Source organism: Pannonibacter phragmitetus DSM 14782 (assembly GCF_000382365.1).
Taxonomy (GTDB): Bacteria; Pseudomonadota; Alphaproteobacteria; order Rhizobiales; family Stappiaceae; genus Pannonibacter; species Pannonibacter phragmitetus.
The window spans coordinates 679,263-701,405 of record NZ_KB908215.1 but is presented as its reverse complement, the minus strand read 5'-3'; the positions used below and the strand labels follow the sequence as shown (position 1 = coordinate 701,405).

At 63.2% G+C, this 22,143-nt stretch carries 21 protein-coding genes and 2 riboswitches; of the genes, 10 read left to right on the top strand and 11 right to left on the bottom strand.

The window, feature by feature from the left end:
* Positions 1–87 precede the first annotated feature (87 nt).
* Both H163_RS0103225 and H163_RS0103220 read left to right on the top strand, forming a co-directional pair.
* Positions 88–645, top strand: a complete 558-nt coding sequence (locus H163_RS0103225) for a GNAT family N-acetyltransferase (RefSeq protein WP_019963109.1) — start codon at positions 88–90, stop codon at positions 643–645.
* 58 nt (positions 646–703) lie between these two features.
* A complete protein-coding gene (locus tag H163_RS0103220) occupies positions 704–3,577 on the top strand; it encodes an EAL domain-containing protein (protein WP_040678043.1) in 2,874 nt (957 codons plus the stop codon).
* Between the two features lie 254 nt (positions 3,578–3,831).
* Here the strand turns inward: H163_RS0103220 and H163_RS0103215 are convergent, their stop codons facing one another.
* The 4 genes from H163_RS0103215 to ispH are packed head-to-tail and all read right to left on the bottom strand — an operon-like array spanning position 3,832 to position 7,294.
* The gene (locus H163_RS0103215) at positions 3,832–4,857 is read right to left on the bottom strand and encodes a diacylglycerol/lipid kinase family protein (RefSeq protein ID WP_019963107.1); all 1,026 of its coding nucleotides are present in this window, start codon (positions 4,855–4,857) and stop codon (positions 3,832–3,834) included.
* Positions 4,854–5,330, bottom strand: coding sequence for a ribonuclease HI (rnhA, locus tag H163_RS0103210; RefSeq protein ID WP_019963106.1), 477 nt, complete (start codon positions 5,328–5,330; stop codon positions 4,854–4,856). The genes H163_RS0103215 and rnhA overlap by 4 nt, the downstream gene beginning before the upstream one ends.
* A complete protein-coding gene (locus H163_RS0103205) occupies positions 5,327–6,292 on the bottom strand; it encodes a homoserine kinase (RefSeq protein ID WP_019963105.1) in 966 nt (321 codons plus the stop codon). Before H163_RS0103205 ends, rnhA begins: the two co-directional genes overlap by 4 nt.
* Before the next feature lie 6 nt (positions 6,293–6,298).
* The gene (ispH, locus tag H163_RS0103200) at positions 6,299–7,294 is read right to left on the bottom strand and encodes a 4-hydroxy-3-methylbut-2-enyl diphosphate reductase (RefSeq protein ID WP_019963104.1); all 996 of its coding nucleotides are present in this window, start codon (positions 7,292–7,294) and stop codon (positions 6,299–6,301) included.
* A gap of 196 nt (positions 7,295–7,490) precedes the next feature.
* Between ispH and H163_RS0103195 the strand changes: the two genes are divergently transcribed.
* From H163_RS0103195 to H163_RS23570, 7 genes are all read left to right on the top strand, one after another.
* A complete protein-coding gene (locus H163_RS0103195) occupies positions 7,491–8,129 on the top strand; it encodes a hypothetical protein (RefSeq protein ID WP_019963103.1) in 639 nt (212 codons plus the stop codon).
* A 181-nt stretch (positions 8,130–8,310) separates the two neighbouring features.
* Positions 8,311–8,425: riboswitch (glycine riboswitch) on the top strand.
* Between the two features lie 3 nt (positions 8,426–8,428).
* Positions 8,429–8,536: riboswitch (glycine riboswitch) on the top strand.
* Positions 8,537–8,594: 58 nt separating this feature from the next.
* Positions 8,595–9,761, top strand: coding sequence for a glycine cleavage system aminomethyltransferase GcvT (gcvT, locus tag H163_RS0103190; RefSeq protein WP_019963102.1), 1,167 nt, complete (start codon positions 8,595–8,597; stop codon positions 9,759–9,761).
* A gap of 42 nt (positions 9,762–9,803) precedes the next feature.
* Positions 9,804–10,175 (top strand): glycine cleavage system protein GcvH, encoded by a 372-nt coding sequence (gene gcvH, locus H163_RS0103185; protein WP_019963101.1) that lies wholly within the window; start codon positions 9,804–9,806, stop codon positions 10,173–10,175.
* A gap of 3 nt (positions 10,176–10,178) precedes the next feature.
* Positions 10,179–10,682, top strand: coding sequence for an OsmC family protein (locus H163_RS0103180; RefSeq protein ID WP_019963100.1), 504 nt, complete (start codon positions 10,179–10,181; stop codon positions 10,680–10,682).
* 5 nt (positions 10,683–10,687) lie between these two features.
* A complete protein-coding gene (gene gcvPA / locus H163_RS0103175) occupies positions 10,688–12,034 on the top strand; it encodes an aminomethyl-transferring glycine dehydrogenase subunit GcvPA (RefSeq protein WP_019963099.1) in 1,347 nt (448 codons plus the stop codon).
* Positions 12,031–13,623, top strand: coding sequence for an aminomethyl-transferring glycine dehydrogenase subunit GcvPB (gene gcvPB / locus H163_RS0103170; RefSeq protein WP_019963098.1), 1,593 nt, complete (start codon positions 12,031–12,033; stop codon positions 13,621–13,623). The genes gcvPA and gcvPB overlap by 4 nt, the downstream gene beginning before the upstream one ends.
* Before the next feature lie 175 nt (positions 13,624–13,798).
* Positions 13,799–14,227, top strand: coding sequence for a cupin domain-containing protein (locus H163_RS23570; RefSeq protein ID WP_019963097.1), 429 nt, complete (start codon positions 13,799–13,801; stop codon positions 14,225–14,227).
* A gap of 2 nt (positions 14,228–14,229) precedes the next feature.
* On the opposite strand, the gene H163_RS0103160 is transcribed toward H163_RS23570, so the two are convergent.
* Positions 14,230–15,132: a glycoside hydrolase family 18 protein gene (locus tag H163_RS0103160; protein WP_019963096.1), complete on the bottom strand. Its 903-nt coding sequence runs from the start codon at positions 15,130–15,132 to the stop codon at positions 14,230–14,232.
* A 413-nt stretch (positions 15,133–15,545) separates the two neighbouring features.
* Between H163_RS0103160 and tyrS the strand changes: the two genes are divergently transcribed.
* Complete coding sequence (tyrS, locus tag H163_RS0103155) at positions 15,546–16,811, top strand: tyrosine--tRNA ligase (protein ID WP_019963095.1); 1,266 nt, start codon at positions 15,546–15,548, stop codon at positions 16,809–16,811.
* A 150-nt stretch (positions 16,812–16,961) separates the two neighbouring features.
* Here tyrS and H163_RS0103150 read toward each other — a convergent pair whose 3' ends face one another.
* The 6 genes from H163_RS0103150 to H163_RS0103125 form a co-directional block, all read right to left on the bottom strand.
* Positions 16,962–17,750: a hypothetical protein gene (locus H163_RS0103150; protein WP_147290391.1), complete on the bottom strand. Its 789-nt coding sequence runs from the start codon at positions 17,748–17,750 to the stop codon at positions 16,962–16,964.
* A 292-nt stretch (positions 17,751–18,042) separates the two neighbouring features.
* A complete protein-coding gene (gene arsC / locus H163_RS0103145; RefSeq protein ID WP_019963093.1) occupies positions 18,043–18,465 on the bottom strand; it encodes an arsenate reductase (glutaredoxin) in 423 nt (140 codons plus the stop codon).
* A gap of 3 nt (positions 18,466–18,468) precedes the next feature.
* Entirely contained in the window at positions 18,469–19,527 is a 1,059-nt protein-coding gene (gene arsB, locus H163_RS0103140) for an ACR3 family arsenite efflux transporter (protein WP_019963092.1), read from the bottom strand.
* Positions 19,528–19,530: 3 nt separating this feature from the next.
* The gene (locus H163_RS0103135) at positions 19,531–20,058 is read right to left on the bottom strand and encodes an arsenate reductase ArsC (protein ID WP_019963091.1); all 528 of its coding nucleotides are present in this window, start codon (positions 20,056–20,058) and stop codon (positions 19,531–19,533) included.
* 10 nt (positions 20,059–20,068) lie between these two features.
* Positions 20,069–20,452, bottom strand: coding sequence for an ArsR/SmtB family transcription factor (locus tag H163_RS0103130; RefSeq protein ID WP_019963090.1), 384 nt, complete (start codon positions 20,450–20,452; stop codon positions 20,069–20,071).
* Positions 20,453–20,594: 142 nt separating this feature from the next.
* Entirely contained in the window at positions 20,595–21,734 is a 1,140-nt protein-coding gene (locus H163_RS0103125) for a site-specific DNA-methyltransferase (protein WP_019963089.1), read from the bottom strand.
* Positions 21,735–22,143 lie beyond the last annotated feature (409 nt).

Genomic DNA, 22,143 nt, shown 5'->3' with positions numbered 1-22,143 from the left:
CGTCAGGTGGCCTTGCTTCTGTCCTTCGGAGCGTCGGAGACAGAGCCCACATTGCGGGGGCAGGGATTCTATCTGCGCCCGCCCCTGATGGCGGACTTCCCGCAGTGGTCTGTGCTGCGGGAAGAAAGCCGCAGCTTCCTGACCCCTTGGGAGCCGCTCTGGCCGGTGGATGATCTGACCAAGCCTGCCTTCCGCCGCCGCCTTCGCCGTTATGCCAATGACCGCAAGGAGGGGCGCAGCTATCCCTTCTTCCTCTTTTCACAGGATGGAACGCTTCTGGGCGGGGCGACCTTGTCCAACATCCGGCGCGGTGTCGCCCAATGCTGCTCGCTCGGCTACTGGATGGGCGCACGGCACGCTGGAAAAGGTTACATGTCCAGCGCGGTCGCCTTGATCGCGCCATTCTGTTTCGATGTGTTGCGCCTGCACCGGATCGAGGCGGCCTGCCTTCCCAGCAACGGGCCGTCGATCCAGCTTCTACGCAAGAACGGGTTCACACGCGAAGGTTATGCGCGCCGCTACCTCAATATCAACGGTCAGTGGCAGGACCATATCCTCTTCGCGCGCCTTGCTGATGATCCGGTGCCGGCCGTTGCGGCCGCCTCTCCACAATGGACCAGTGGCGCCTCGAAAGAAATCTTGTGACATGGCCGACAACCCTTTAACTGTTCGAGCCATGCTCGCCACTCCGCTTCAACTGCCGGTGACATTTCTCCGGTTCCTGGCTGCCGTACTGCTGCTGCTGACTGCGACCCTGTTCGCAGGCCGCGCCCTTGCGCTTGAGCCGATCCCGGTGCCGCTGGATGTGGAGGCGCTGGAACTCACCGGCGCCATCGATCTTTACCGCGATGCCGGACCGCGCCTGCAGGTCTCCACCGCGCCCGGTGCCGATGGCATTGTCCGGCGCATCGAGGTGGCCTCGCGCGACGGGCAGAACACCAACTGGGCGGTTTTCTCGCTGACCAACACCTCCGATGAGCAGGTCGACCGGCTCATCGTCGCGCCTTTCTATCAGCTGGCCGGATCACGCATGATCTGGCCGGATCTGGGCACCTCCCGTGTGGCTTCGATCACGCCCAGCCAGGGCATTGCCCCGGAGCGGCAGAAAAGCCTTGAGGCCGATGTCTTCCTGATTACGCTCGATCCGGGCGCCATCGTCACCTATGTGGCCGAACTGCGCACGCCCGAGCTGCCGCAGATCCGCCTGTGGGAGCCCGATGCCTACAAGGAAACGGTCAACGCCTACACGCTCTACCGCGGCATCATTCTCGGCATTTCCGGTCTGCTGGCGCTGTTCCTGACCATTCTGTTCGTGGTCAAGGGTACGGTGATGTTCCCGGCAACGGCCTCGCTGGCCTGGGCGGTTCTGGCCTATCTGTGCATTGATTTCGGCTTCTGGAGCCGGGTCTTCAACCTCACGCAGGGCGAGGACCAGCTCTACCGGGCGAGCGCCGAAGTGATGCTGGCGGCCAGCCTGATCATCTTTCTCTACGCCTATCTCAACCTGAACCGCTGGCACATCCGCTACAGTCACCTCGCACTTGGCACGCTCACCCTGCTGCTGGGGCTTCTGGGTGTCGCGGTGTGGGATCCCTCGATTGCGGCCGGCATCGCGCGCCTGTCACTCGGCTTCATCGGCTTTGCCGGTTTTGCTACGATTCTGGTGCTGGCGCTTCAGGGCTATGACCGGGCGATCATGCTGATCCCCACCTGGTTCCTGCTGATCGTCTGGCTCATTGGCTCGGCGATGACCGTTCTGGGCGTGCTCAACAACGATATCGCCCAGCCGGCGCTGGGCGGCGGGCTGGTGCTGATCGTGCTTCTTATCGGCTTCACGGTGATGCAGCACGCATTTGCAGGCGGCGCCATCGTCCAAGGCCTGATTTCGGATGTGGAGCGGCGCGCTCTGGCCCTGACCGGCGCAGGAGATATCATCTGGGACTGGGACATCGACCGTGACCGCATCTACACCGGCCACGAAGTCGAGGATCTGCTGAACCTTCGCCATGGCACGCTGGATGGCCCGGCGCGTGACTGGCTGGATGTGCTGCACCCGCAGGACCGCGACCGTTTCCGCGCCACGCTGGATGCAGTGGTGGATCAGCGGCGCGGCAAGGTGCAGCAGGATTTCCGCCTGCGCTCCGAGGATGGCCATTTCCGCTGGTTCCGCCTGCGTGCCCGCCCCATTCTGGGATCGGATGCCGAAGTCATCCGCTGCGTCGGTACGCTGCTGGACATCACCGAGCAGAAGACGGCCGAAGAGCGGCTGCTGCATGATGCGGTGCATGACAACCTGACGGGCCTCGCCAACCGCGAACTGTTCATGGACCGGCTGGAGGCCGCTCTTGCCCGCTGCAAGGCGGACAGCAGCATCGCCAAGCCGACGGTGCTTCTGCTCAATCTCGACCGGTTCAAGCAGGTGAATGACGGCATCGGCCTGTCGGCAGGGGATTCGATCCTGCTGACCATCGCCCGCCGTCTCGACCGCATGCTGCAGCCGCAGGATTCCCTCGCCCGGCTCAACGGCGACCAGTATGGCATGATCCTTCTGTCGGAGCAGGAGGCGGGGCGCATTGCCCAGGTGGCCGACGCCTTCCGCAAGGCCGTGCGCGCGCCGGTGACCTATGGCGACCGGGAGGTCTTCCTCACCTGCTCCATCGGTTTTGCCTTGTTCGAAGGCGGACGCCAGACGGCGGAAGAGCTGGTGACGGATGCGGAAATCGCGCTGAACCATGCCAAGCGTCTCGGCGGTGACCGTCAGGAAGTCTTCCGCCCGATCCTGCGCCCGCTGGGCCGCAATGTGATTGATTTGGAAGGCGACCTGCGCAAGGCGATCAAGGACGGCGAACTCGCCGTCCATTTCCAGCCCATCGTGCGCCTTTCGGATCAGTCCGTCGCCGGGTTTGAGGTTCTGTCCCGCTGGAAACACGCCAAGCGCGGGCCGATTGCTCCGAGCGAATTCATCCCGATTGCCGAGCAATCCGGTCTCATCAACGAACTGGGCGTCTATGTGCTCGACAAGGGCGCGCGCCAGCTGGCCGAATGGCAGGACAAGATCCGCACGCCGGTGCCGCTGTTCCTCTCGGTCAACATCTCCTCCCGCCAGCTGCTGCGTCATGACCTCATCAATGAAGTGAAGGCCATCCTGTCGCGCTCGCGCATTGTTCCGGGCACGTTGAAGCTGGAGCTGACCGAATCCATGGTCATGTCCAACCCGGAATATGCCGCCAAGGTGCTGGAGCGCCTGCGCGGTCTGGGGGCGGGGTTGTCGCTGGATGATTTCGGCACGGGCTATTCCTCGCTTGCCTATCTGCAGCGCTTCCCCTTCGATACGATCAAGATCGACCAGTCCTTCGTGCGGCACAACGGCCAGTCGGCCCGCCCGGTCATACTGCGCTCCATCATCGCTCTCGGCCATGATCTGGGCATGTCCATCGTCGCGGAAGGGGCGGAAAGCGAGTCCGATGCGCTCGAACTGTTCCAGCTCGGCTGCGAATATGCGCAGGGCTATTTCTTCGGCGAAGCCATGACGGCAGAAGAGGCCACCGTGTATCTGCGTGAGCACCACGAGGCTTGAGGCTGCGGGATTGAGGGCGAATTTAGGGTCGCTATTTTGCAGACCAAAGAGCAGAGCCTTTCGATCGTCATCCCGGACGCGCCCCGCGCGATCCGGGACCGGTGAGCCGAGGTGAAAGCTTTTTCTCTTACACAAATAGATAGACGGTGACTCACCGGTCCCGGATCTCCGCTTCGCTGCGTCCGGGATGACGCCGGAGATGTTTGGCCTGCGAGCTATGCTCGCCAAGCTCGGAACGCTCTTCCAGTAACCCCTCACCCCACCAGCAGGGCCAGCGGACGGTTGCCGTCCGTCAGGGTCAGCGGCGTGACGCCGAAGGGATCGCCGTCGATCTGGGCGGGCACGGCTCGGCGGCTGGTGAGGGTGAGGCTGTTCACCGGCACCAGCGTGACCCCCTTCGTCTTGTGCAAGCGGCCTGTCAGCAGCGCGAGGCCGAAGCGCAGGGCGGCCAGCGGCGTGTCCTTTTCCAGCGCAAGAAGATGCAGGCCGGGCCTTGTCACGCCGCCATCCGGACAGATGACGAAAGGACCGCCATAGTGGCGCGCCTTGGTGACGACAGCGAGGCGGCACGTGAGTGTCCGGCCGGCATGGTCGCCGTTCTCTGGCTCATCGCCGATCCGCACGAAGAGGTCTTCCCCATGGCGCGAGAAGGCGATGTCGAGCGCGGTGAGTACATAGGCGAGCTTGCCGAGGCGGCGCTTCAGCGCCAGCGGCACCGCATGCACCACTTCCGCATCAAACCCGGCAGAAGCCATCAGTACGAAAGGCCGGCCGTTGGCGAGGCCGTAATGCAGCGGCACACTGCGCCGTTGCAGCATCATGCGGGCGATGCCCTCGGCGCTGCGCGGAAGCTTCAACTCGGCGGCCAGAACATTGGCCGTACCGCAGGGAATGACCGCCAGTTCGGGAGCAGCCGCTGCCGTGTTCTGCTGAAAGCCGCGGATCGCCTCATTGACCGATCCATCGCCGCCAGCCACTGCCAGAATGCCGGTCCGCAGGGCCGGATCGGCGCAGATCTCACCGATTTCTCCGGCCCGGCGCGTCAGGCGGATGGTCACCGTGCAGCCCCTGGCTTCCAGCCTTGCGGCAATGTCCTGCAGAAGGCGGGGGCGGTAACCGCCGGAAGCCGGATTGGCGAGGATGAGGACGCTGCGCGCAAGGGCGGCGGCACTGTCATGCGCGCCGGAGCCGCCTTCCTGGGAATGAGCAGCGGCCCGAGCCTCTTCCGGCCCGGAGCTGTCATCTCCCGCCATGAAATCTGCCTTGCGCAGGGGCTTCATCCGTTGCTGTCTCCAGCTGCCTTGCGGCCTTTCTGATAGGGCTTCATGCCGAGCCGCGCCAGTTCGTCGGCCCGTTCATTCTCCGGATGTCCGGCGTGGCCTTTCACCCAGTGCCAGGAAATCTGGTGCTGGCGCTGCGCGGCGTCGAGAGCCTGCCACAGGTCGGCATTCTTCACCGGCTTCTTGTCCGCCGTGCGCCAGTCGTTGCGCTTCCAGTTGAACATCCACTTGGTGATGCCATCACGCACATAAACGCTGTCGGTGTAAAGATCGATGGTGCAGGGGCGCTTGAGGGCGCTTAAGGCTTCGATGGCGGCCGTCAGTTCCATGCGGTTGTTGGTGGTGTCCGCTTCGCCGCCGTTCAACTCCTTCTCGTGCGGGCCGAAACGCAGGATCGCGCCCCAGCCGCCCGGACCCGGATTTCCCGAGCAGGCACCGTCCGTGTAGATGACGACCTTCGCGTCCTCGCTCATGCGTCCAGCCCGTAATCATGAGCGGAGATGGCGCCCCGGTGGAAGCGCAGCTTGCGCAGATATTCGGTGGGGTCCTTCGGCGTCACCAGCGCGCCGGGGGGCACGTTGAGCCAGTCGTAAAGCCGCGTCAGCAGGAAGCGGATGGATGCGCCGCGCGCCAGCAGGGGCAGGGCCGCGAACTCTTGCCGCGTGAAGGGGCGGATCTTGCGGTAGCCATTGAGGAAGGCGCGGGCCTTGGTGACGTTGAAGGCGCCATCTGCCTCGAAGCACCAGGCGTTGATGCAAATGACCGCGTCATAGGCGAAGCTGTCGGTGCAGGCGAAGTAGAAGTCGATCAGGCCGGACAGTTCGCTGCCGAGGAAGAACACGTTGTCGGGGAAGAGATCTGCATGGATCACCCCGCCCGGCAGATCCTTCGGCCAGTTGGCTTCCAGATAGTCGAGTTCGCTTGAAAGCTCTTCGGCAAGACCGGGCACCACCGTACCGGCGCGCTCGGCAGAACGGTTGAAGAGGGGGCGCCAGCCGCTGACATCCAGCGCATTGTGCCGCTTCATCGGGAAATCGGCACCGGCGATATGCAGCCGGGCAAGGGCTTCGCCAAGGGCGGCGCAATGCTCAAGGCGCGGGCGGCGCACCCACATGCCTTCCAGGAAGGTGACCATGGCAGCGGGGCGGCCTGACAGAGTGCCCAGCATGGTGCCGTCTTCGGCCACCAGCGGCTGCGGGCAGTTGATGCCCTTCTTCGCCAGATGCTGCATCAGGTTGAGGAAGAAGGGCAGATCGTCCGGGTTCACCCGCTTTTCATAGAGGGTGAGGATGAAATTGGCCTGATCCGTGCGCACCAGAAAGTTGGAGTTTTCCACGCCCTCTGCAATGCCCTTGTAGGACAGGAGACGGCCAACGCCGTATCGGGCGACAAAGGCGGCAAGGTCTTCGTCGGCAACTTCGGTATAAACGGCCATTGGGGGCTACTCGGCTGCGCTGGGAACGTCTGCCATGGTGCGAAGCTCGCGCGGCAGGTTGAAGGCGATGGTTTCTTCCGCGGTGCGCACCTCGTTCACCGTCACGGTGAAGCGCTCTGCAAAGGCGGCGATGATTTCCTCGACCAGCGTTTCGGGCGCAGAGGCGCCTGCCGTCAGGCCAAGGCTGGAAATGCCCTCGAAATCGGCCCAGTCGATGTCCGAGGCCCGCTGCACCAGCACGGCCTTGCGGCATCCGGCCCGTTCGGCCACTTCGCGCAGGCGCTGGGAGTTGGAGGAATTGGGCGCGCCGACCACGATCATTGCATCCACCTGCGGCGCCACCACCTTCACCGCATCCTGGCGGTTGGTCGTTGCGTAGCAGATGTCTTCCTTGTGCGGGGCGACGATATCAGGGAAGCGCAGCTTCAGCACCTCGACAATGCCCTTGGTGTCGTCCACCGAAAGGGTTGTCTGGGTGATGAAGGCAAGCTGACGGCCGGTGCGCGGCTGATAGTTGCGCGCATCCTCTTCCGTCTCGATCAGGAAAACCGTGCCCTCCGGCAGCTGGCCCATGGTGCCGATCACTTCCGGGTGGCCGGCGTGGCCGATCAGCAGGATCTCACGGTCGCGCCGGTCGTGGATCTCTGCTTCCTTGTGCACCTTGGAGACGAGCGGGCAGGTGGCGTCGAGGAAGAACATGTTCCGCCCGCGCGCGTCTTCCGGCACGGACTTGGGCACGCCATGGGCGGAAAAGATCACCGGGCGGTCGCGCTGGTCTGCCGGGATCTCGTCAAGCTCTTCGACGAAAACGGCGCCCTTGGCCTTCAGCCCGTCAACCACAAACCGGTTATGCACGATCTCGTGGCGCACATAGACCGGGCGGCCGAACTTCTCCAGCGCCAGTTCGACGATCTGGATGGCACGGTCCACCCCTGCGCAGAAGCCGCGCGGTGCACACAATTTCACGTCCAGCGCCGGAAGAGCGCCATGATTGCCGGTCATGTCAGGTCCTTGAGCGTGGCTCATGGGGGCAATAGAGTGATCACCCCATGGCCTGTCAAGGGGAAGCATGCGCATTGCTGCGGGGCAAGCCCTGCATTCTGCGCCGTGCATCCATACAGGCAGGCTGCGTCTCGCCAAAACGGATGTGGCCTGTTATAGACCGGCGAACAGGTTTCGAGTGAAGTGGAACTTCTGAATGCTGCAAGTCGAACGCATTTCCGCCCGTTCTGCCGCAGGCCGCGTGGCCACCTTTGCCGCGCTGGCGGGGCTCCTTTCCGGCTGCATGTCATTCGGCGGCGGTGATTCCGCTGATGCGGGCGGTGCGCCGGCAGGCCCCAGCCTGACGCAGAAGATCGTGACCGGCGGCAAGGGGCCGATCGAGGTTGATCCTCAGGCCTTCGAAAAGCAGCCCTATTGCCCGACGATCGAGCTGCAGTCCGACACGTTCCTCATCACCAAATACGAGCGCGGCAAGGAGCATGATGCCCGTGCGCTGCTCTATCAGGCCAATCTCGAGGATTGGGCGCGCGAGTGCCGCCGCGAGGGGGAGCAGACCCGCATCAAGGTTGGTCTTGCAGGCCGCGTGACGCCTGGCCCTGCATGGCCGGGCGGTGAAATCAAGCTGCCGGTGCGTGTTGCCATCATCCCGCAGGGCGTTTCGGATGCCACCCCGGTGGTCTCTCAGCTTCTGTCTGTCTCCGTGTCGGCTGCAGCTGGTGCTCCGGCCGCGACCTGGTCGCTGGTTGAAGATTCCTTCGTGGTGCCGCGTGATACCTCGCTCAAGATCGTCTTCGGCTTTGACGAAGGCGCACCGCAGCGGACGAAGCGCCGCTGAGGCCTGTGGGGACGTTCTTAACCCTTGCCGTCAAACGGGACGGGAATACCTATCCGTCTCAGGATGGCGCATATTGACAAGGGCAGGACGGAAATAGACAATCGCGTTGCTCACCCGGGTCGTGACGGGTGGGCGGAGCGGCAGCGGCTGCATTTGGTGATGCAGACGCTGGCGGTTCAAAAAGGCGACAGCGGGAGAGGCTGGAGAGGTGCCCTGCAGCAATGCGGGGGATCTGAGACAGCGCCGAAGGAGCAACCACCCCGGAAACTCTCAGGCAAAAGGACCGCTTCGCTTTGACGCTCTGGAAAGCAGGCCTCGCATGCTGATGCGTGAGGTCTCACCGAAGGAGTAACCTTCCGGCTGCATTCGTGCGCCGGGCGGGAAATCTCTCAGGTACTCGGACAGAGGGGGTGCGGATGGGCCGTTACAGGTCTGTCCTTGCGCCACTGACGACGAGGACCCTTGATGGCCACGACTGATTCTGCGGCCGCCCCTGAGGCGGACCTGAAGCGTACCCCCCTTCATGACCTGCATGTGGCGCTTGGCGCCCGCATGGTGCCTTTCGCGGGCTATGAGATGCCCGTGCAATATCCCGCCGGCATCCTGACCGAACATCTCCACACACGCGCCGCTGCCGGGTTGTTCGACGTGTCGCATATGGGCCAGGCCTGGCTCATCGGCCCGGACCACGCCACCACCGCCCGTGCGCTGGAGGCTCTTGTGCCCTCCAACATGGTGGAGCTTGGCCGCGGCAAGCAGCGCTACACGGTTCTGCTCAACGCAGAAGGCGGCATCGTTGATGACCTGATGGTCACCCGCCCTGTGGCGGAAGAGGATGATGGCCGCCTGTTCCTGGTGGTCAATGCCTCGCGCAAGGACGTGGACTATCCGCTGATCGCCGCAGCCCTGCCTGAGGGCGTGCGCCTTGAAATTGTCGAGGACCGCGCTCTGATCGCCGTGCAGGGGCCGGAGGCTGTTGCTGCCGTTGCCCAGCATGCGCCGGAAGCGGCCAGCCTCGGCTTCATGAGTGCGGCCTGGATGGACTTCGACGGCATCCGCTGCCATGTGTCGCGCTCCGGTTATACCGGCGAGGACGGGGTGGAAATGTCCGTTCCCGCAGACGCTGCGGAGGCCATCGTCAAGGCGCTGCTGGCGGACGAGCGGGTGAAGCCGATTGGTCTTGGTGCGCGCGACAGCCTGCGCCTTGAAGCCGGGCTCTGCCTTTATGGCCACGATCTGGACGAGAGCACCTCGCCGGTCGAGGGCGACATCACCTTCATCCTGCAGAAGCGCCGCCGCGAGGAAGGCGGCTTCCCCGGCGCCGCCCGTGTTCAGGGCGAACTCGCTGCAGGCCCGGCCCGCAAGCGTGTCGGCCTGAAGCTGGAAGGCCGTGCTCCTGCCCGTGAGGGGGCTGAGATCCGTCTGCCCGGCGGCAGCGAGGCTATCGGCACCGTCACTTCCGGCGGCTTTGCCCCGACCCTCGGCCAGCCCATCGCCATGGGCTATGTTGCCGCTGCCCATTCCGCCCCCGGCACGAAGCTTGCGCTCATTGTGCGCGGCAAGGAGCTGGAAGCCACCGTTACCACGATGCCTTTCGTGGAGCACCGTTACGTGCGCGCCGCCAAGGCGTGAGCCGTTCAGAAACAGAAGATCATCCAGTCTGGAGACCAGAGAATGACGACCTATTACTCCAAGGATCATGAATGGGTTGCCGTTGACGGCGGCGTCGCCACCGTCGGCATCACCACCTATGCCCAGAGCCAGCTTGGCGATGTGGTCTATGTGGAACTGCCAGAAGTTGGCCGCACCGTCTCGCAGGGCGATGATGCCGCCGTGGTGGAATCGGTGAAGGCCGCCAGCGAGGTCTATGCCCCGGTCAGCGGTGAGGTTGTCGAGGTCAACACCAAGCTTTCCGACAATCCGGCCAATGTGAATGAAGACCCTGAAGGTTCGGCCTGGTTCATGAAGCTGCGCATCTCCAACGAGGGCGAGCTTTCGGAACTGATGGACGAAGACGCCTACAAGACCTACGTGGGATCGCTTTAAGCCATGCCCGGCCACCTCTACACCGCCGAAGTGATCTGGCGCCGCGAGGGCGAGTTCCGCACTGGACGCTACTCCCGCGGCCATACCTGGCGCTTTGACGGCGGTGTGGAGGTGCCAGCCTCTGCCTCGCCCACCGTCGTGCCGCTGCCCCATTCGGTGCCCGAAGCCGTGGACCCGGAAGAGGCCTTTGCTGCGGCCATCTCCTCCTGCCACATGATGACCTTCCTTGATCTGGCCCGCCGCGACGGGCTGCTGATCGAGGCTTACGAGGACAGGGCAGAGGCGGAAATGAGCCGCATTGCGCCGGGGCGCATGGGCATCACCCGTGTCACCCTGCGCCCCGTGATGGCGATCATCGCGGACAGCCAGCCAGACCCGGCCCGGCTCGCCGAACTGCACGAGAAGGCGCATGAGATGTGCTTCATCGCCAACTCGGTGAAATGTGAAATCGTCGTGGCGCCCGGCCCGGTGCGCCTCGTTGCTCCGCAACCGCATGAAGGGACGTAAACCCGATGCGTTATCTGCCGCTTTCCGACACAGACCGCGCCGACATGCTGGCGCGCGTCGGCGTGTCTTCGATTGATGACCTGTTTGCCGATATCCCGGAAGCCGCCCGCCTCAAGGGCCTCGTCGACCTGCCCAGGCGCAAGTCCGAGATCGAGGTGGAGCGCCACCTGAACCGCATGGCCGGCAAGAATATCGCCGCCGGTACTGTGCCCTTCTTTGTGGGGGCAGGCGCCTACCGCCATCACGTTCCGGCGACGGTGGATCACCTGATCCAGCGCTCCGAGTTCCTCACCTCCTACACGCCCTATCAGCCGGAAATCACGCAAGGCACCTTGCAGTACCTCTTCGAGTTCCAGACGCAGGTCGCGCGCCTCACCGGCATGGAAGTGGCTAACGCCTCCATGTATGACGGCTCCACCGGCACCGGCGAAGCCGTGCTGATGGCGCACCGCGTCACCCGCCGCAACAAGGCGGTGCTCTCCGGCGGGCTGCATCCGCAATACCGTGCCGTGGTCGAAGGCCTGTCCAACCTTTCCGGTGACAAGGTGGAAGCGCTCCCTGCCGACCCGATGGGCACCGAGGACATTCTGGCGGCCATCGACGGCGAGACGTCCTGCGTCGTCGTGCAGTCGCCGTCCTTCTATGGCCAGATCATCGACCTGAAGCCGATTGCCGAGAAGGCCCACGCCCATGGGGCGCTGCTGATCGCCGTCTTCACCGAGGTGGTGTCGCTGGGTCTGATCGAACCGGCTGGTACGCAAGGCGCGGATATCGTCGTCGGCGAAGGCCAGTCCATCGGCAATGGTCTCAATTTCGGCGGTCCTTACGTTGGCCTCTTCGCCACGAAGCAGAAATACATGCGCCAGATGCCGGGGCGCCTGTGCGGCGAGACCGTGGATGCGGAAGGCAAGCGCGGCTTCGTGCTGACGCTCTCCACACGTGAGCAGCACATCCGCCGCGAAAAGGCGACGTCGAACATCTGCACCAACTCCGGCCTCTGCGCGCTGGCCTTCACCATCCACATGACGCTGCTGGGCGAAGCCGGTCTGACGCGCCTTGCCCGGATCAATCACGCCAATGCGGTGAAGCTGAAGAAGCTGCTGGCCGCCGTGCCGGGCGTTGACGTGCTGAACAAGGCCTATTTCAACGAGTTCACCATCGCTCTGCCGAAGGTGGCGGATCAGGTTGTCGAGGCGCTGGCCGAACGGGGCATCCTCGCCGGTGTGCCGGTGTCGCGGCTGGAGCCGCGCAACAAGGACCTTGCGAACCTTCTCGTTGTCGCTTCGACCGAAATCAACACCGATGAAGACCGCGCTGCCTTCGCAGCCGCGCTCAAGGAGGTGCTGGCATGAGCATGAACACACAGGGACGCCCGACCGCTGCGGGCGATGCGGGCGCGGCTTTCCGGCCCAAGACCTTCACCGGCAACCGTGCGCTCGACATGGAAGAGCCGCTGCTGTTCGAGATCGGCCGCCTCGATGTGGCGGGCGTTGATCTGGACGAGCCGGAGGCTTTCGAGGCGGAGCTGGGCACCCACGCCCGCACGGCGAAGATCGGCCTGCCGGGCCTTTCCGAGCCGGAGACGATGCGCCATTACGTGCGTCTGTCGCGCAACAATTACGCCATCGACAGCGGGCTTTATCCGCTCGGCTCCTGCACCATGAAGCACAACCCGCGCCTCAACGAAAAGATGGCGCGCGTGCCGGGCTTTGGCGACATTCACCCGCTGCAGCCGCTGTCGACCGTCAAGGGCGCCGTGGAGCTCATCTCCGAGCTGGGCGACTGGCTGATGGAGCTGACCGGCACCACCGCCGTGGCCATGAGCCCGAAGGCCGGCGCCCATGGCGAGCAGTGCGGCATGATGGCGATCAAGGCCGCGCATATCGCTGCGGGGCGTGATCCGAAGATCGTGCTGGTGCCGGAAAGTGCCCATGGCACCAACCCGGCCACCGCTGCGCTCCTCGGCTTCAAGGTCGTTGCCATCGACGCCAAGGACGACGGCACGGTGGATCTGGCCTCGGTGAAGAAGGCGATTGCGGAGAATGACGGCAACATCGCCGCCATCATGCTGACCAACCCGAACACCTGCGGGCTGTTCGAGCGCGACATCATGGAGATTGCCGCCGCCATCCACGCCGCCAACGCCTATTTCTACTGCGACGGCGCCAACTTTAACGCCATCGTCGGCAAGGCGCGTCCGGGGGATCTGGGCATCGACGCGATGCACATCAACCTGCACAAGACCTTCTCCACCCCGCATGGCGGCGGCGGACCGGGCTCCGGCCCGGTGGTTCTGTCGAGCCGTCTTGCCCCGTTCGCGCCGCTGCCCTTCGTTCGCAAGTCGGACAGCGGGCTGGAACTGGTGGAAACGGAAGCCGGCCTCAAGGATGGCGAAAAGCCGTTCGGCCGCATGACCGCCTTCCACGGCCAGATGGGCATGTTCGTCCGGGCGCTGACCTACATGCTGAGCCACGGCTCGGACGGGCTGCGTCTTGCCTCCGAGGATGCGGTGCTGAATGCGAACTATGTCCGCGTTGGCCTGCAGGACCTGATGAGCCTGCCCTTCGGCGAGCGCCCCTGCATGCATGAGGTGCTGTTCGATGACAGCTTCCTCAAGGACACGGGCGTCACCACTCTCGATTTTGCCAAGGCGATGATCGATGAGGGCTATCACCCGATGACCATGTACTTCCCGCTGGTCGTCCATGGCGCGATGCTGATTGAGCCGACCGAGTCCGAAAGCCGGGCAGCGCTGGATCTGTTCGTCGCCACGCTGCGGGATCTCGTCATGTCCGCCAAGCGCGGCGAGACGGAGCGCTTCACCGGCGCGCCCTACCTTGCCCCGCGCCGCCGCCTCGATGAAACCCGCGCCGCCCGTAGCCCGGTTCTCACCTGGAGCGAACCTGCCCCGGCCAGCGTCACCCCGGCTGCGGCGGAGTAAGCACGCAGCCAGTCTGAATGCACCAAAGGCCCGGCGTAACTGCCGGGCCTTTTTCTTGCGGCCTTGCGCTTCTACGCAAATTTCACGGGAGTAAATTATTGATACTTCCATGCGTTGTATATGCTCTGCCGGGGCTGGGAGGACATGGCGGGCGCACGGGGATGCCAGGGCAGGTATGGTTCATCAATTCAAGATCCCGGACGGCGAACAGGCGGTGCTTTACGGTAATGCCGAAGATCTGGGGTTTCACCGGTTCACGGTCGCGGGCGAGTTTCTGAGTTTTCCGGCAACGGGCTGCGCCATTCATCCGCTGGTGGTTTCCATGATGCCGGGGGAGGTAACCGGCTGGCACCAGCACCATTGCCCGGTGTTCTGCTATGTGCTGGAGGGGGAGATTAGGGTCACCTATCAGGGTGGGCAGACGCGTCTTTTCCGGCAGGGCGAGTGCATGGTGGAGGCCATGCGTGTGACGCATCAGGGTGAGAACACGGGCCAGAGCCTGGCCCGTATCCTCACTGTCTTTCTCAATGGTGACGGCCTTCCGGAGAAAGCCGTCATGCCGGAACCGGCGGAACTGGAGCACTGCTCACCGGCTTCCTGCTGATCTCAGCTCTTCATCGCCGCGGCCATGGCGCTGCCCCAGGCGTTGGCATTGGCCGATGAGCTTGTGTCGAGCGAAAATTCCCAGCCCATCACGCCGCCAAAGCGCGAGCCGAAACGCTGTGTCAGCGGCTGAACGAGGCTGGCTGCGGTGGTTGCTGCATCCAGATATCCGGAGCCGCCATTGTCGGTCGAGGTGACGCGGCCCAGCACCAGCTTCTCCGGCGGAATCGAGACGGAAAGGTCTGCGATGCTGGACGGGAAGCCGCCGCCACTGAGACCTGCCACCTTCTGCTGCTGATCGGCAGCTGAGGCGCCAACATACCACGGATTGTTGTAATACTGGATGTTGAGCCAGTCGATCGCGCCCTGAGCAGTGGTCATGACCCGCTGATACGGCCCCTCCGGATAGGAGGAATAGGCGCCCGGATAGAGATAGGGCGGCTGAGGGGCGTGGCTGATCAGACGCGTGCCGGGGGCTGCCTTCACCTGAGTAGACAGGCCCGCGAGAAAGGCCACAGGGTCGTAGCCTGAGCCTGAAGGGTTGGAGATGGCTCCCGTGTCCTCGTAGTCGATGTCGATGCCGTCAAGGCCATAGGTATTCAGGAAGCTGACGATCGAGGCCGCCGCTGCCGGCAGATTTGCTGCCATTGCCTGCCAGCCGCCGGCCGGGACGTTTTCGCCGCCAATGGAAACCATCACCTTGCGCTTGCCGCCTTCCTGCAGCTGGCTCACCAGATTGGGCTTGGCCAGAAACTGCTGCAGCTCCCAGCTCGGCGCGACGGTGCCGTTGGTCTGGGGCAGAAGAAAGCACAGGATCACATGCGTGAAGTCGCTGCCGATGATGCCGGTGATGGGGGTGTTCTGGCGCAGGGCATAGATGATGTTGCGCGGTGTTGTATCAGACATTTCCGGGTCTCCCGTTGATATGGTGTTTTGCTTGCGTTCACTGACGCAAACAAGGAGACCTGCCGGATGTAATGATTGTGACAGCTTTGGAAATGCAACCTTTAATCGTGGTTATCAAGGTGTTGACTTTGTGTCTTTCATGCAAGCCGCTGACGGTACCGGGGACATGACACTCTTCTTGCCCTGCATGCCCGCTTGACAGGCGGGATGGTTCCGGGGCATCTATCCTGCCATGATCAAGACCGCCGCCACCTTTGTGTATTTTTATTACGTCACCTCCATACCGGCGGCTGCGTAGGATCTTGCTCATTTGATCAAACCCGAAAAAGCCGCCGCGTCAGGCGGCTTTTTGGTTTTCAAAGGCTCTCCTGACAGGGGCAAACTCCCGAAGGAAGCCGTAAGTGACCCAGCATATGATCGAGGCCGGAAAACCGGCCAGCCCGCTCAAATCCGAAGCTCTGCAGGTGCTGTTCGAGCGTGGGCTCGTCAACCAGACCACGGAACTGGAGGCGCTGGATGCGCGCCTCGCGGAAGGTCCTGTCACGGTCTATGCCGGTTTTGATGCCACGGCTGCGAGCCTGCATGTCGGCCACCTGATGCCGCTGATGACCATGCGCTGGCTGCAGAAACTCGGCCACCGGCCCATCATCGTTCTGGGCGGCGGCACCAGCCAGGTGGGTGATCCCAGCTTCCGCAATGAGGCCCGGCCTATCCTCGAAAAGCAGCAGATTGCCGCCAACATCGCCGGCATCCGCCGCTCGGTGGAGACGCTGATCGACTTCTCCGGCGCAGAAGGCGCTCTGCTGGTGGACAATGCCGACTGGCTGACGGAAGTGAAGTTCCTCGAATTCCTGCGCGACTACGGCAGCCATTTCACCGTCAACCGAATGATGACCTTCGACAGCGTCAAGTCCCGGCTAGAGGCGCAGATGCCGCTGACCGTGCTGGAATTCTGCTACATGATGCTGCAGGCGGTGGATTTTCTGGAGCTCTCCCGCCGCCATGGCTGCAGCCTTCAGGTTGGCGGTTCGGACCAGTGGGGCAACATCATCAATGGTGTCGAGCTTGGCCGCCGCGACGGGCGCAAGCTGCACGGGCTGACCGTGCCGCTGGTGACCACGGCGAGCGGGGCCAAGATGGGCAAGACGGCGGCGGGCGCCGTCTGGCTGCATCCGGAGCACCTGTCACCCTTCGGCTTCTGGCAGTTCTGGCGCAATACGGCAGATGCGGACGTGCCGCGCTTCCTGCGGCTTTTCACCGAGCTGCCCCTGAGCGAGGTGGAGCGCCTGTCCGATCTGCAAGGCGCCGAACTCAACGAGGTGAAGAAGCTGCTGGCCACCCATGTCACCGGCATCGTCCACGGTGCCGATGCCGCCCGCCACGCGCTGGAGCAGGGCGATGCGCTGTTCTCCGGCGACGAGATGAGCGCCGAGCCGACGCACACCCTGCCGCTCGCCATGCTGGCACAGGATCTGGGCTTGCTGGAGCTTCTGGTCGCCACCGGCTTTGCCGCCTCCAACAGCGACGCCCGGCGTCTGGTTGAAGGCAGCGGCGTCCGCCTCAACGGCAACGTCGCCGACGACCCGCGCCGCCGCATCTCCAGCGGCGATCTGGGCGCGAACGACCGCCTCACCCTTGCCGCCGGCAAACGCCGCAAGGCACTGGTGGCGTTTGGGTGAGGATATACCAACTCTCGATAAGCTTGACTTATCGGGAGTTGGTCAAGCCCGTGCGGCGTTTGAGCCGTTTCAAGGCGTGATGCGTCAGCATCTCAGCGCCTTGGCATTGGCGGCGAGGCGGCGGGCAACAACCCGCCGCCTGCCAATCCGTCAGGAGAAGCTGCGGATCATTGTCATCAGGAAGGATTGCTGCTCGGCGCTGGAATCGAACATTGTGCGCGGGAAATACTGCACATTGCTGCGGATCGGGATCGACAGGCTGCGTCCGGTGGAGGGCAGGGGAATGGTCAGTTCCTGCTTGCTCTGGCCTGCTTGCAGCAGGGCGGTCATCAGCCCGGGGAAACGGCTCTCATAGAAGCTTGTGATTGACTGGGGCATGGCAACCGAATGACCCCAGTGAGCGCCAGTGGTGGTGTTGATGTTTGCCAGATCCAGATCCAGCATGTTGAGGGGCTGATACTTATTATTTGTCGCGGTTGCGCTGCCACCGAAGAACAAACCCTGCAAGGGACCTGCGTTGATATAGACCGTGTTTTGTCCCATCGGTATCGGATTGTTGGCCGCGTTGAATGTGTTGAGCTGCTGGGTGCTCATCTGATTTGCTTGCGAAGCCAGCAGGTTGGCATTGATCGTTGTCTTGTTGTTGCCAAGCTGGACCGAGTAGATCGTGTTGGCTGCAAGGTTTGCCTGAATCGTCAGGGCATCGTTCCACTGACCTGCATACATGTAGACTTCGCGGCCCGCCTTCTCGGAGATAAGAAAGCCGTCCCGGTGCAAGGGGCGGTAACGGATGAAGTTCACGACATTGTCGATGAAGTAGAGGCTCGGAAACTGGCCGTCTTCGATGCTGTACTGACCGGCATTGTTGGCAAGGCGCAGGGTGCCAAGCAGGAAGTTGGCCGGAATGACGGGCCGGATCGGCGTGGGATTTGCAGGCATGTCAGTGGTCCTTTCGGCAGGAAGGCTTGGGGAAGGTGGCAAGCTGTCCTGGGGAAGGGCCGGCAGAAGCGAGGCCAGCATGGCGGCAGCCGCTTCCCCGGGAGAACGAGGCTGTGTCTGCTGGCGGTTCTGCCTGAAAAAGCGGTAGGCCAAAGCGGCCAGCATCAAGTCCATCTGGGTCACCGTTCCGGGCAGGACATGCCCACACGTGCAAGGACGCCTGATGCTCATTCATGTGAAAAAGGCCCGGAGTGGGTTCTCCGGGCCTTGAAAGCTGCGTGCAGAAGCGCGCTCAGCTGATCCGCTTGCCGTCCGCGTCCAGAACCTTTTCACCGTCTTCCTTGGTGAAGGCGCCTTTGTGGGTGTCCGGAAGGATCTCCAGCACCACTTCCGAGGGGCGGCAGAGGCGGGTGCCGAGCGGGGTGACGACGAAGGGGCGGTTGATGAGGATGGGCTCGCGCATCATCGCGTCGAGCAGCGCCGCATCATCAAGGTCCGGGTTGCCAAGGCCCATTTCCTCGTAGGGCGTGCCCTTCTCGCGCAGGGCGCCGCGCACGGTGAGGCCTGCGGCGGCGATCATCGCGGCCAGATCCTCGCGGCTGGGCGGGGTCTTCAGATATTCGATGACCGTGGGCTCGATCCCGGCGTTGCGGATCATCTCCAGCGTGTTGCGCGAGGTGCCGCAGGCGGGATTGTGATAGATCGTGGCATCCATGGTTCAGGCCTGTCCTTCTGTGATGCTGCGGGCAGAAACGGCGCGGGAGGCCTCGTACCAGCCTTTGCTGCGGTTGACGACGGCGACCAGCGCCAGCATCACCGGCACCTCGATGAGCACGCCGACAACGGTGGCGAGCGCTGCGCCGGAATTGAAGCCGAAGAGGCTGATGGCTGTGGCGACGGCCAGCTCGAAGAAGTTCGAGGCGCCGATCAGGGCGGAAGGGCCTGCGATGCAATGCGCTTCGCCGGTCACCCGGTTGAGGATATAGGCAAAGCCGAAGATGAACACGGTCTGCAGCAGGATCGGCACGGCCAGCAGGGCGATCACCAGCGGCTGGGCAAGGATCTGGCTGCCCTGGAAGGCGAAGAGCAGCACGACGGTCAGCAGCAGCGCACCGATGGACAGAGGCTGGATCTGCTCCTGAAAGCGCGCCAGCGCCCGGCCATCTCCAGCCCCAAGCGCCTTGCGCAGCATCTGCGCGGCAATCACCGGCACGACGATGAACAGGGCAACCGAGATCAGCAGCGTATCCCAGGGCACGATGATGGAGGAAACGCCCAGCAGCAGCGCCACGATGGGAGCGAAGGCCAGCACCATCACAGCGTCATTGAGGGCAACCTGCGTCAGAGTGAAAGGCGCGTCGCCCCTTGTCAGGTTCGACCAGACGAAGACCATGGCCGTGCAGGGCGCGGCCCCAAGAAGGATCAGCCCGGCGATGTAGCTGTCGATCTGGTCCTGCGGCAAAAGCGGGGCAAACAGCCAGCCGATGAAGATCCAGCCGAGAACCGCCATGGAAAAGGGCTTCACCGCCCAGTTCGAAAACAGCGTGATGCTCATGCCGCGCCAGTGCTGGCCGACTTGCCGGATGGCGGCAAAGTCGATCTTCATCAGCATGGGGATGATCATCAGCCAGATCAGCACGGCGACGGGCAGGTTGACCTTGGCGATTTCCAGCGTGCCGATCACCTCGAACACCTGCGGCAGCAGGTGGCCGAGGGCGATGCCGGCGATGATCGCCAGCCCCACCCACAGCGTCAGGTAGCGTTCAAACAGGGACATGGATCACTTCACCTTTTCAGCAAGGGTGGTGGCACCTTCAAGGGTGCCGATGTCGGTAAGCTTCTTCTTCAGGGCCATGGCGTCGATGGAGGACAGCGGCAGATTGAGGAAGGCGCTGATGCGGTTCTTGAGATAGCGGGCGGCCTGGCTGAAAGCCTGCTCCTTCTCGAACGCTGCGCCTTCAAAGGCTGCAGGATCCTCGATGCCCCAATGGGCTGTCATCGGCTGGCCGGGCCACACGGGGCAGGCTTCGCCAGCGGCGTTGTCGCAGACTGTGAAGACGAAGTCGAACTGCGGTGCGCCGGGCACGGCGAATTCGTCCCAGCTCTTGGAACGGAACCCTTCTGCCGGATACCCGAGCGCTTCCAGTGTCTTGAGGGCCAGCGGATGAACCGCGCCCTTTGGCTGGCTGCCCGCAGAATAGGCGTGGAACCGGCCGCCGCCTGTCGCGTTCAGAATGCCTTCGGCGAGGATGGACCGGGCGGAATTTCCGGTGCAGAGGAACAGCACATTGTAGGTTTTCTCGGTCATGGCAGGCTCCTTATGGCATCCGGCTGCTGGCTGGTGTGGCACAGGCCGGAGAACAGGTATCCGTGTAGCTTCCGGTCAGCTCGGCGATCAGCGGCTCGCATAGGCTGGCCTTGCCGCCGCAGCAATCCTTCAGGAGGTAGAGCATCATCTGCCTGAGCTGCTCGGGATTCGCGTGGTAGACGATAGAGCGTCCTTGCCGCAGTCCTGTGACAAGCCCTGCTTGCGAAAGAACCGTCAGATGCGCGGAAAGCGTGTTCTGTGGCACGCCGAGGCGCTGGGCGAGGTCACCGGCGGCAATGCCATCAGGTTCTGCCTGCACGAGTGCGCGGAAGGCCTGAAGGCGGGTCGCCTGAGCAAGGGCTGCAAGGGCAGCGATGGTTTCTAGTTCATCCATATATCCAGAATTATGGATATATAAGGAGCGAGTCAATCCCCCTGCGCCGGGCTGGCGCACAAAAAAACACCCCCGGCCTCGGGGAGCCGGGGGTGTTCCGGGAATTCGCGGGGACGCGAATGTCCAGCCCTTCGCCTATGGATCAGGCGAAGAGGCGGGATCTGAGTTCCTTGCGCAGGTCATCCACCGGGTTGAAGCTGCCCCGGTCCTTCAGATGCCAGAAGGTCCAGCCATTGCAGCTTTCCGCGCCCTGAACGAGCGCACCCACCTTGTGGATGGAGCCGGAGTGCTGGCCGCTGACCAGCGAACCGTCAGCGCGCACAATGGCCAGATGCTTGCCCTTCGGGCAGATCAGCTCCGTGCCCGGTTCCAGCAGGCCGGCTTCCAGCAGCGAGCCGAAGGGAATGCGCGGCTCGGCGCGCTTGCCCTTCTGCATGTCGAGGGACACGCCCTCGGCCGGCACGATGGCATTGATGCGGGCAGTGGCTGCATCGATGTAGCTCTGCTCGCGCTCGATGCCGATGAAATTGCGGCCAAGGCGCTTGGCGACGGCGCCGGTGGTGCCGGTGCCGAAGAAGGGGTCAAGCACCACATCGCCCGGACGGGACGAAGCCGTCAGCACCCGGTAGAGCAGGGACTCCGGCTTCTGGGTCGGATGAACCTTCTGCCCGTCCTCATCCTTCAGCCGTTCCGCACCGGTGCACAGCGGCAGGTGCCAGTCAGAGCGCATCTGAAGGTCTTCGTTGAAGGTCTTCAGCGCATCGTAGTTGAATACCGGCTTGGAGGCCTTCGACTTCGACGCCCAGATGATCGTCTCATGGGCATTGGTGAAGCGCTTGCCCCGGAAGTTCGGCATCGGGTTGGACTTGATCCAGACGATGTCGTTCTGGATCCAGAAGCCCAGATCCTGCAGGATCGCGCCGACGCGGAAGATGTTGTGGTAGGAGCCGATGACATAGAGCGAGGCATCGTCCTTCATCACGCGGTGCACGGCCAGCAGCCATGCGCGGGTGAAGGCATCATAGGCCTCGAAGCTCTCGAACTGGTCCCAGTGATCGTCGCAGGCATCCACCTTCGACTGATCGGGACGGTGAAGATCACCGCCGAGCTGAAGATTGTAGGGCGGATCGGCAAACACCAGATCCACCGACTTCGAGGGCAGCTTGCTGAGGGCGGCAACGCAGTCGCCCTTCAGGATCGTGTTCAGCCAGGCCGGAGTGGCGGCATTGTCTTGGGTTTCAAGGGGTGTCACAGAGGACACCCCAGTACGCAGAACTTTCATTGCGACGCAGCACCTCACGCAATTTCGAGGCTCATGGTTACCGGATCTGGTAAATCGCGAGTTAAGGCGCGCTCTAATTTTTCTTTTTGATTTCAATGCTTTCTTTAGGTTTGTGAAACCCGGTCGGCAGGTTAACTTTTGGCCTTGGAAAAACTGGCGGAAATATCGTGCTTTTCCGCAAGGCAGGGCCGGGAAGCGCCCGTCCGCATTAACCATCATCCCGGGCAGCCGGGATGGTCAGAAAGTGGCGCTGGCACCCGATTGTGCGCTGCACGATTCACCATGTTGGTTTTTGTCATCGCCGTGCCATTGAGTTTGGCCAAAAATGCAAAATCATTCGCTGGGTGAAAAATATTTCAAAATTTGACTTCCAAGGCTTGACGAGAACGGGTCTCTGTTAGAGCCTGTC

Coding starts and splice junctions, on each gene's coding strand:
- H163_RS0103225 (WP_019963109.1), top strand. CDS start 88: ATGGCGGACTTCCCGCAGTGGTCTGTGCTGCGGGAAGAAAGCCGCAGC.
- H163_RS0103215 (WP_019963107.1), bottom strand. CDS start 4,857: ATGAAGCCCCTGCGCAAGGCAGATTTCATGGCGGGAGATGACAGCTCC.
- rnhA (WP_019963106.1), bottom strand. CDS start 5,330: ATGAGCGAGGACGCGAAGGTCGTCATCTACACGGACGGTGCCTGCTCG.
- H163_RS0103205 (WP_019963105.1), bottom strand. CDS start 6,292: ATGGCCGTTTATACCGAAGTTGCCGACGAAGACCTTGCCGCCTTTGTC.
- ispH (WP_019963104.1), bottom strand. CDS start 7,294: ATGACCGGCAATCATGGCGCTCTTCCGGCGCTGGACGTGAAATTGTGT.
- H163_RS0103195 (WP_019963103.1), top strand. CDS start 7,491: ATGCTGCAAGTCGAACGCATTTCCGCCCGTTCTGCCGCAGGCCGCGTG.
- gcvT (WP_019963102.1), top strand. CDS start 8,595: ATGGCCACGACTGATTCTGCGGCCGCCCCTGAGGCGGACCTGAAGCGT.
- gcvH (WP_019963101.1), top strand. CDS start 9,804: ATGACGACCTATTACTCCAAGGATCATGAATGGGTTGCCGTTGACGGC.
- H163_RS0103180 (WP_019963100.1), top strand. CDS start 10,179: ATGCCCGGCCACCTCTACACCGCCGAAGTGATCTGGCGCCGCGAGGGC.
- gcvPA (WP_019963099.1), top strand. CDS start 10,688: ATGCGTTATCTGCCGCTTTCCGACACAGACCGCGCCGACATGCTGGCG.
- gcvPB (WP_019963098.1), top strand. CDS start 12,031: ATGAGCATGAACACACAGGGACGCCCGACCGCTGCGGGCGATGCGGGC.
- H163_RS23570 (WP_019963097.1), top strand. CDS start 13,799: ATGGTTCATCAATTCAAGATCCCGGACGGCGAACAGGCGGTGCTTTAC.
- H163_RS0103160 (WP_019963096.1), bottom strand. CDS start 15,132: ATGTCTGATACAACACCGCGCAACATCATCTATGCCCTGCGCCAGAAC.
- tyrS (WP_019963095.1), top strand. CDS start 15,546: ATGATCGAGGCCGGAAAACCGGCCAGCCCGCTCAAATCCGAAGCTCTG.
- H163_RS0103150 (WP_147290391.1), bottom strand. CDS start 17,750: ATGCCTGCAAATCCCACGCCGATCCGGCCCGTCATTCCGGCCAACTTC.
- arsC (WP_019963093.1), bottom strand. CDS start 18,465: ATGGATGCCACGATCTATCACAATCCCGCCTGCGGCACCTCGCGCAAC.
- arsB (WP_019963092.1), bottom strand. CDS start 19,527: ATGTCCCTGTTTGAACGCTACCTGACGCTGTGGGTGGGGCTGGCGATC.
- H163_RS0103135 (WP_019963091.1), bottom strand. CDS start 20,058: ATGACCGAGAAAACCTACAATGTGCTGTTCCTCTGCACCGGAAATTCC.
- H163_RS0103130 (WP_019963090.1), bottom strand. CDS start 20,452: ATGGATGAACTAGAAACCATCGCTGCCCTTGCAGCCCTTGCTCAGGCG.
- H163_RS0103125 (WP_019963089.1), bottom strand. CDS start 21,734: ATGAAAGTTCTGCGTACTGGGGTGTCCTCTGTGACACCCCTTGAAACC.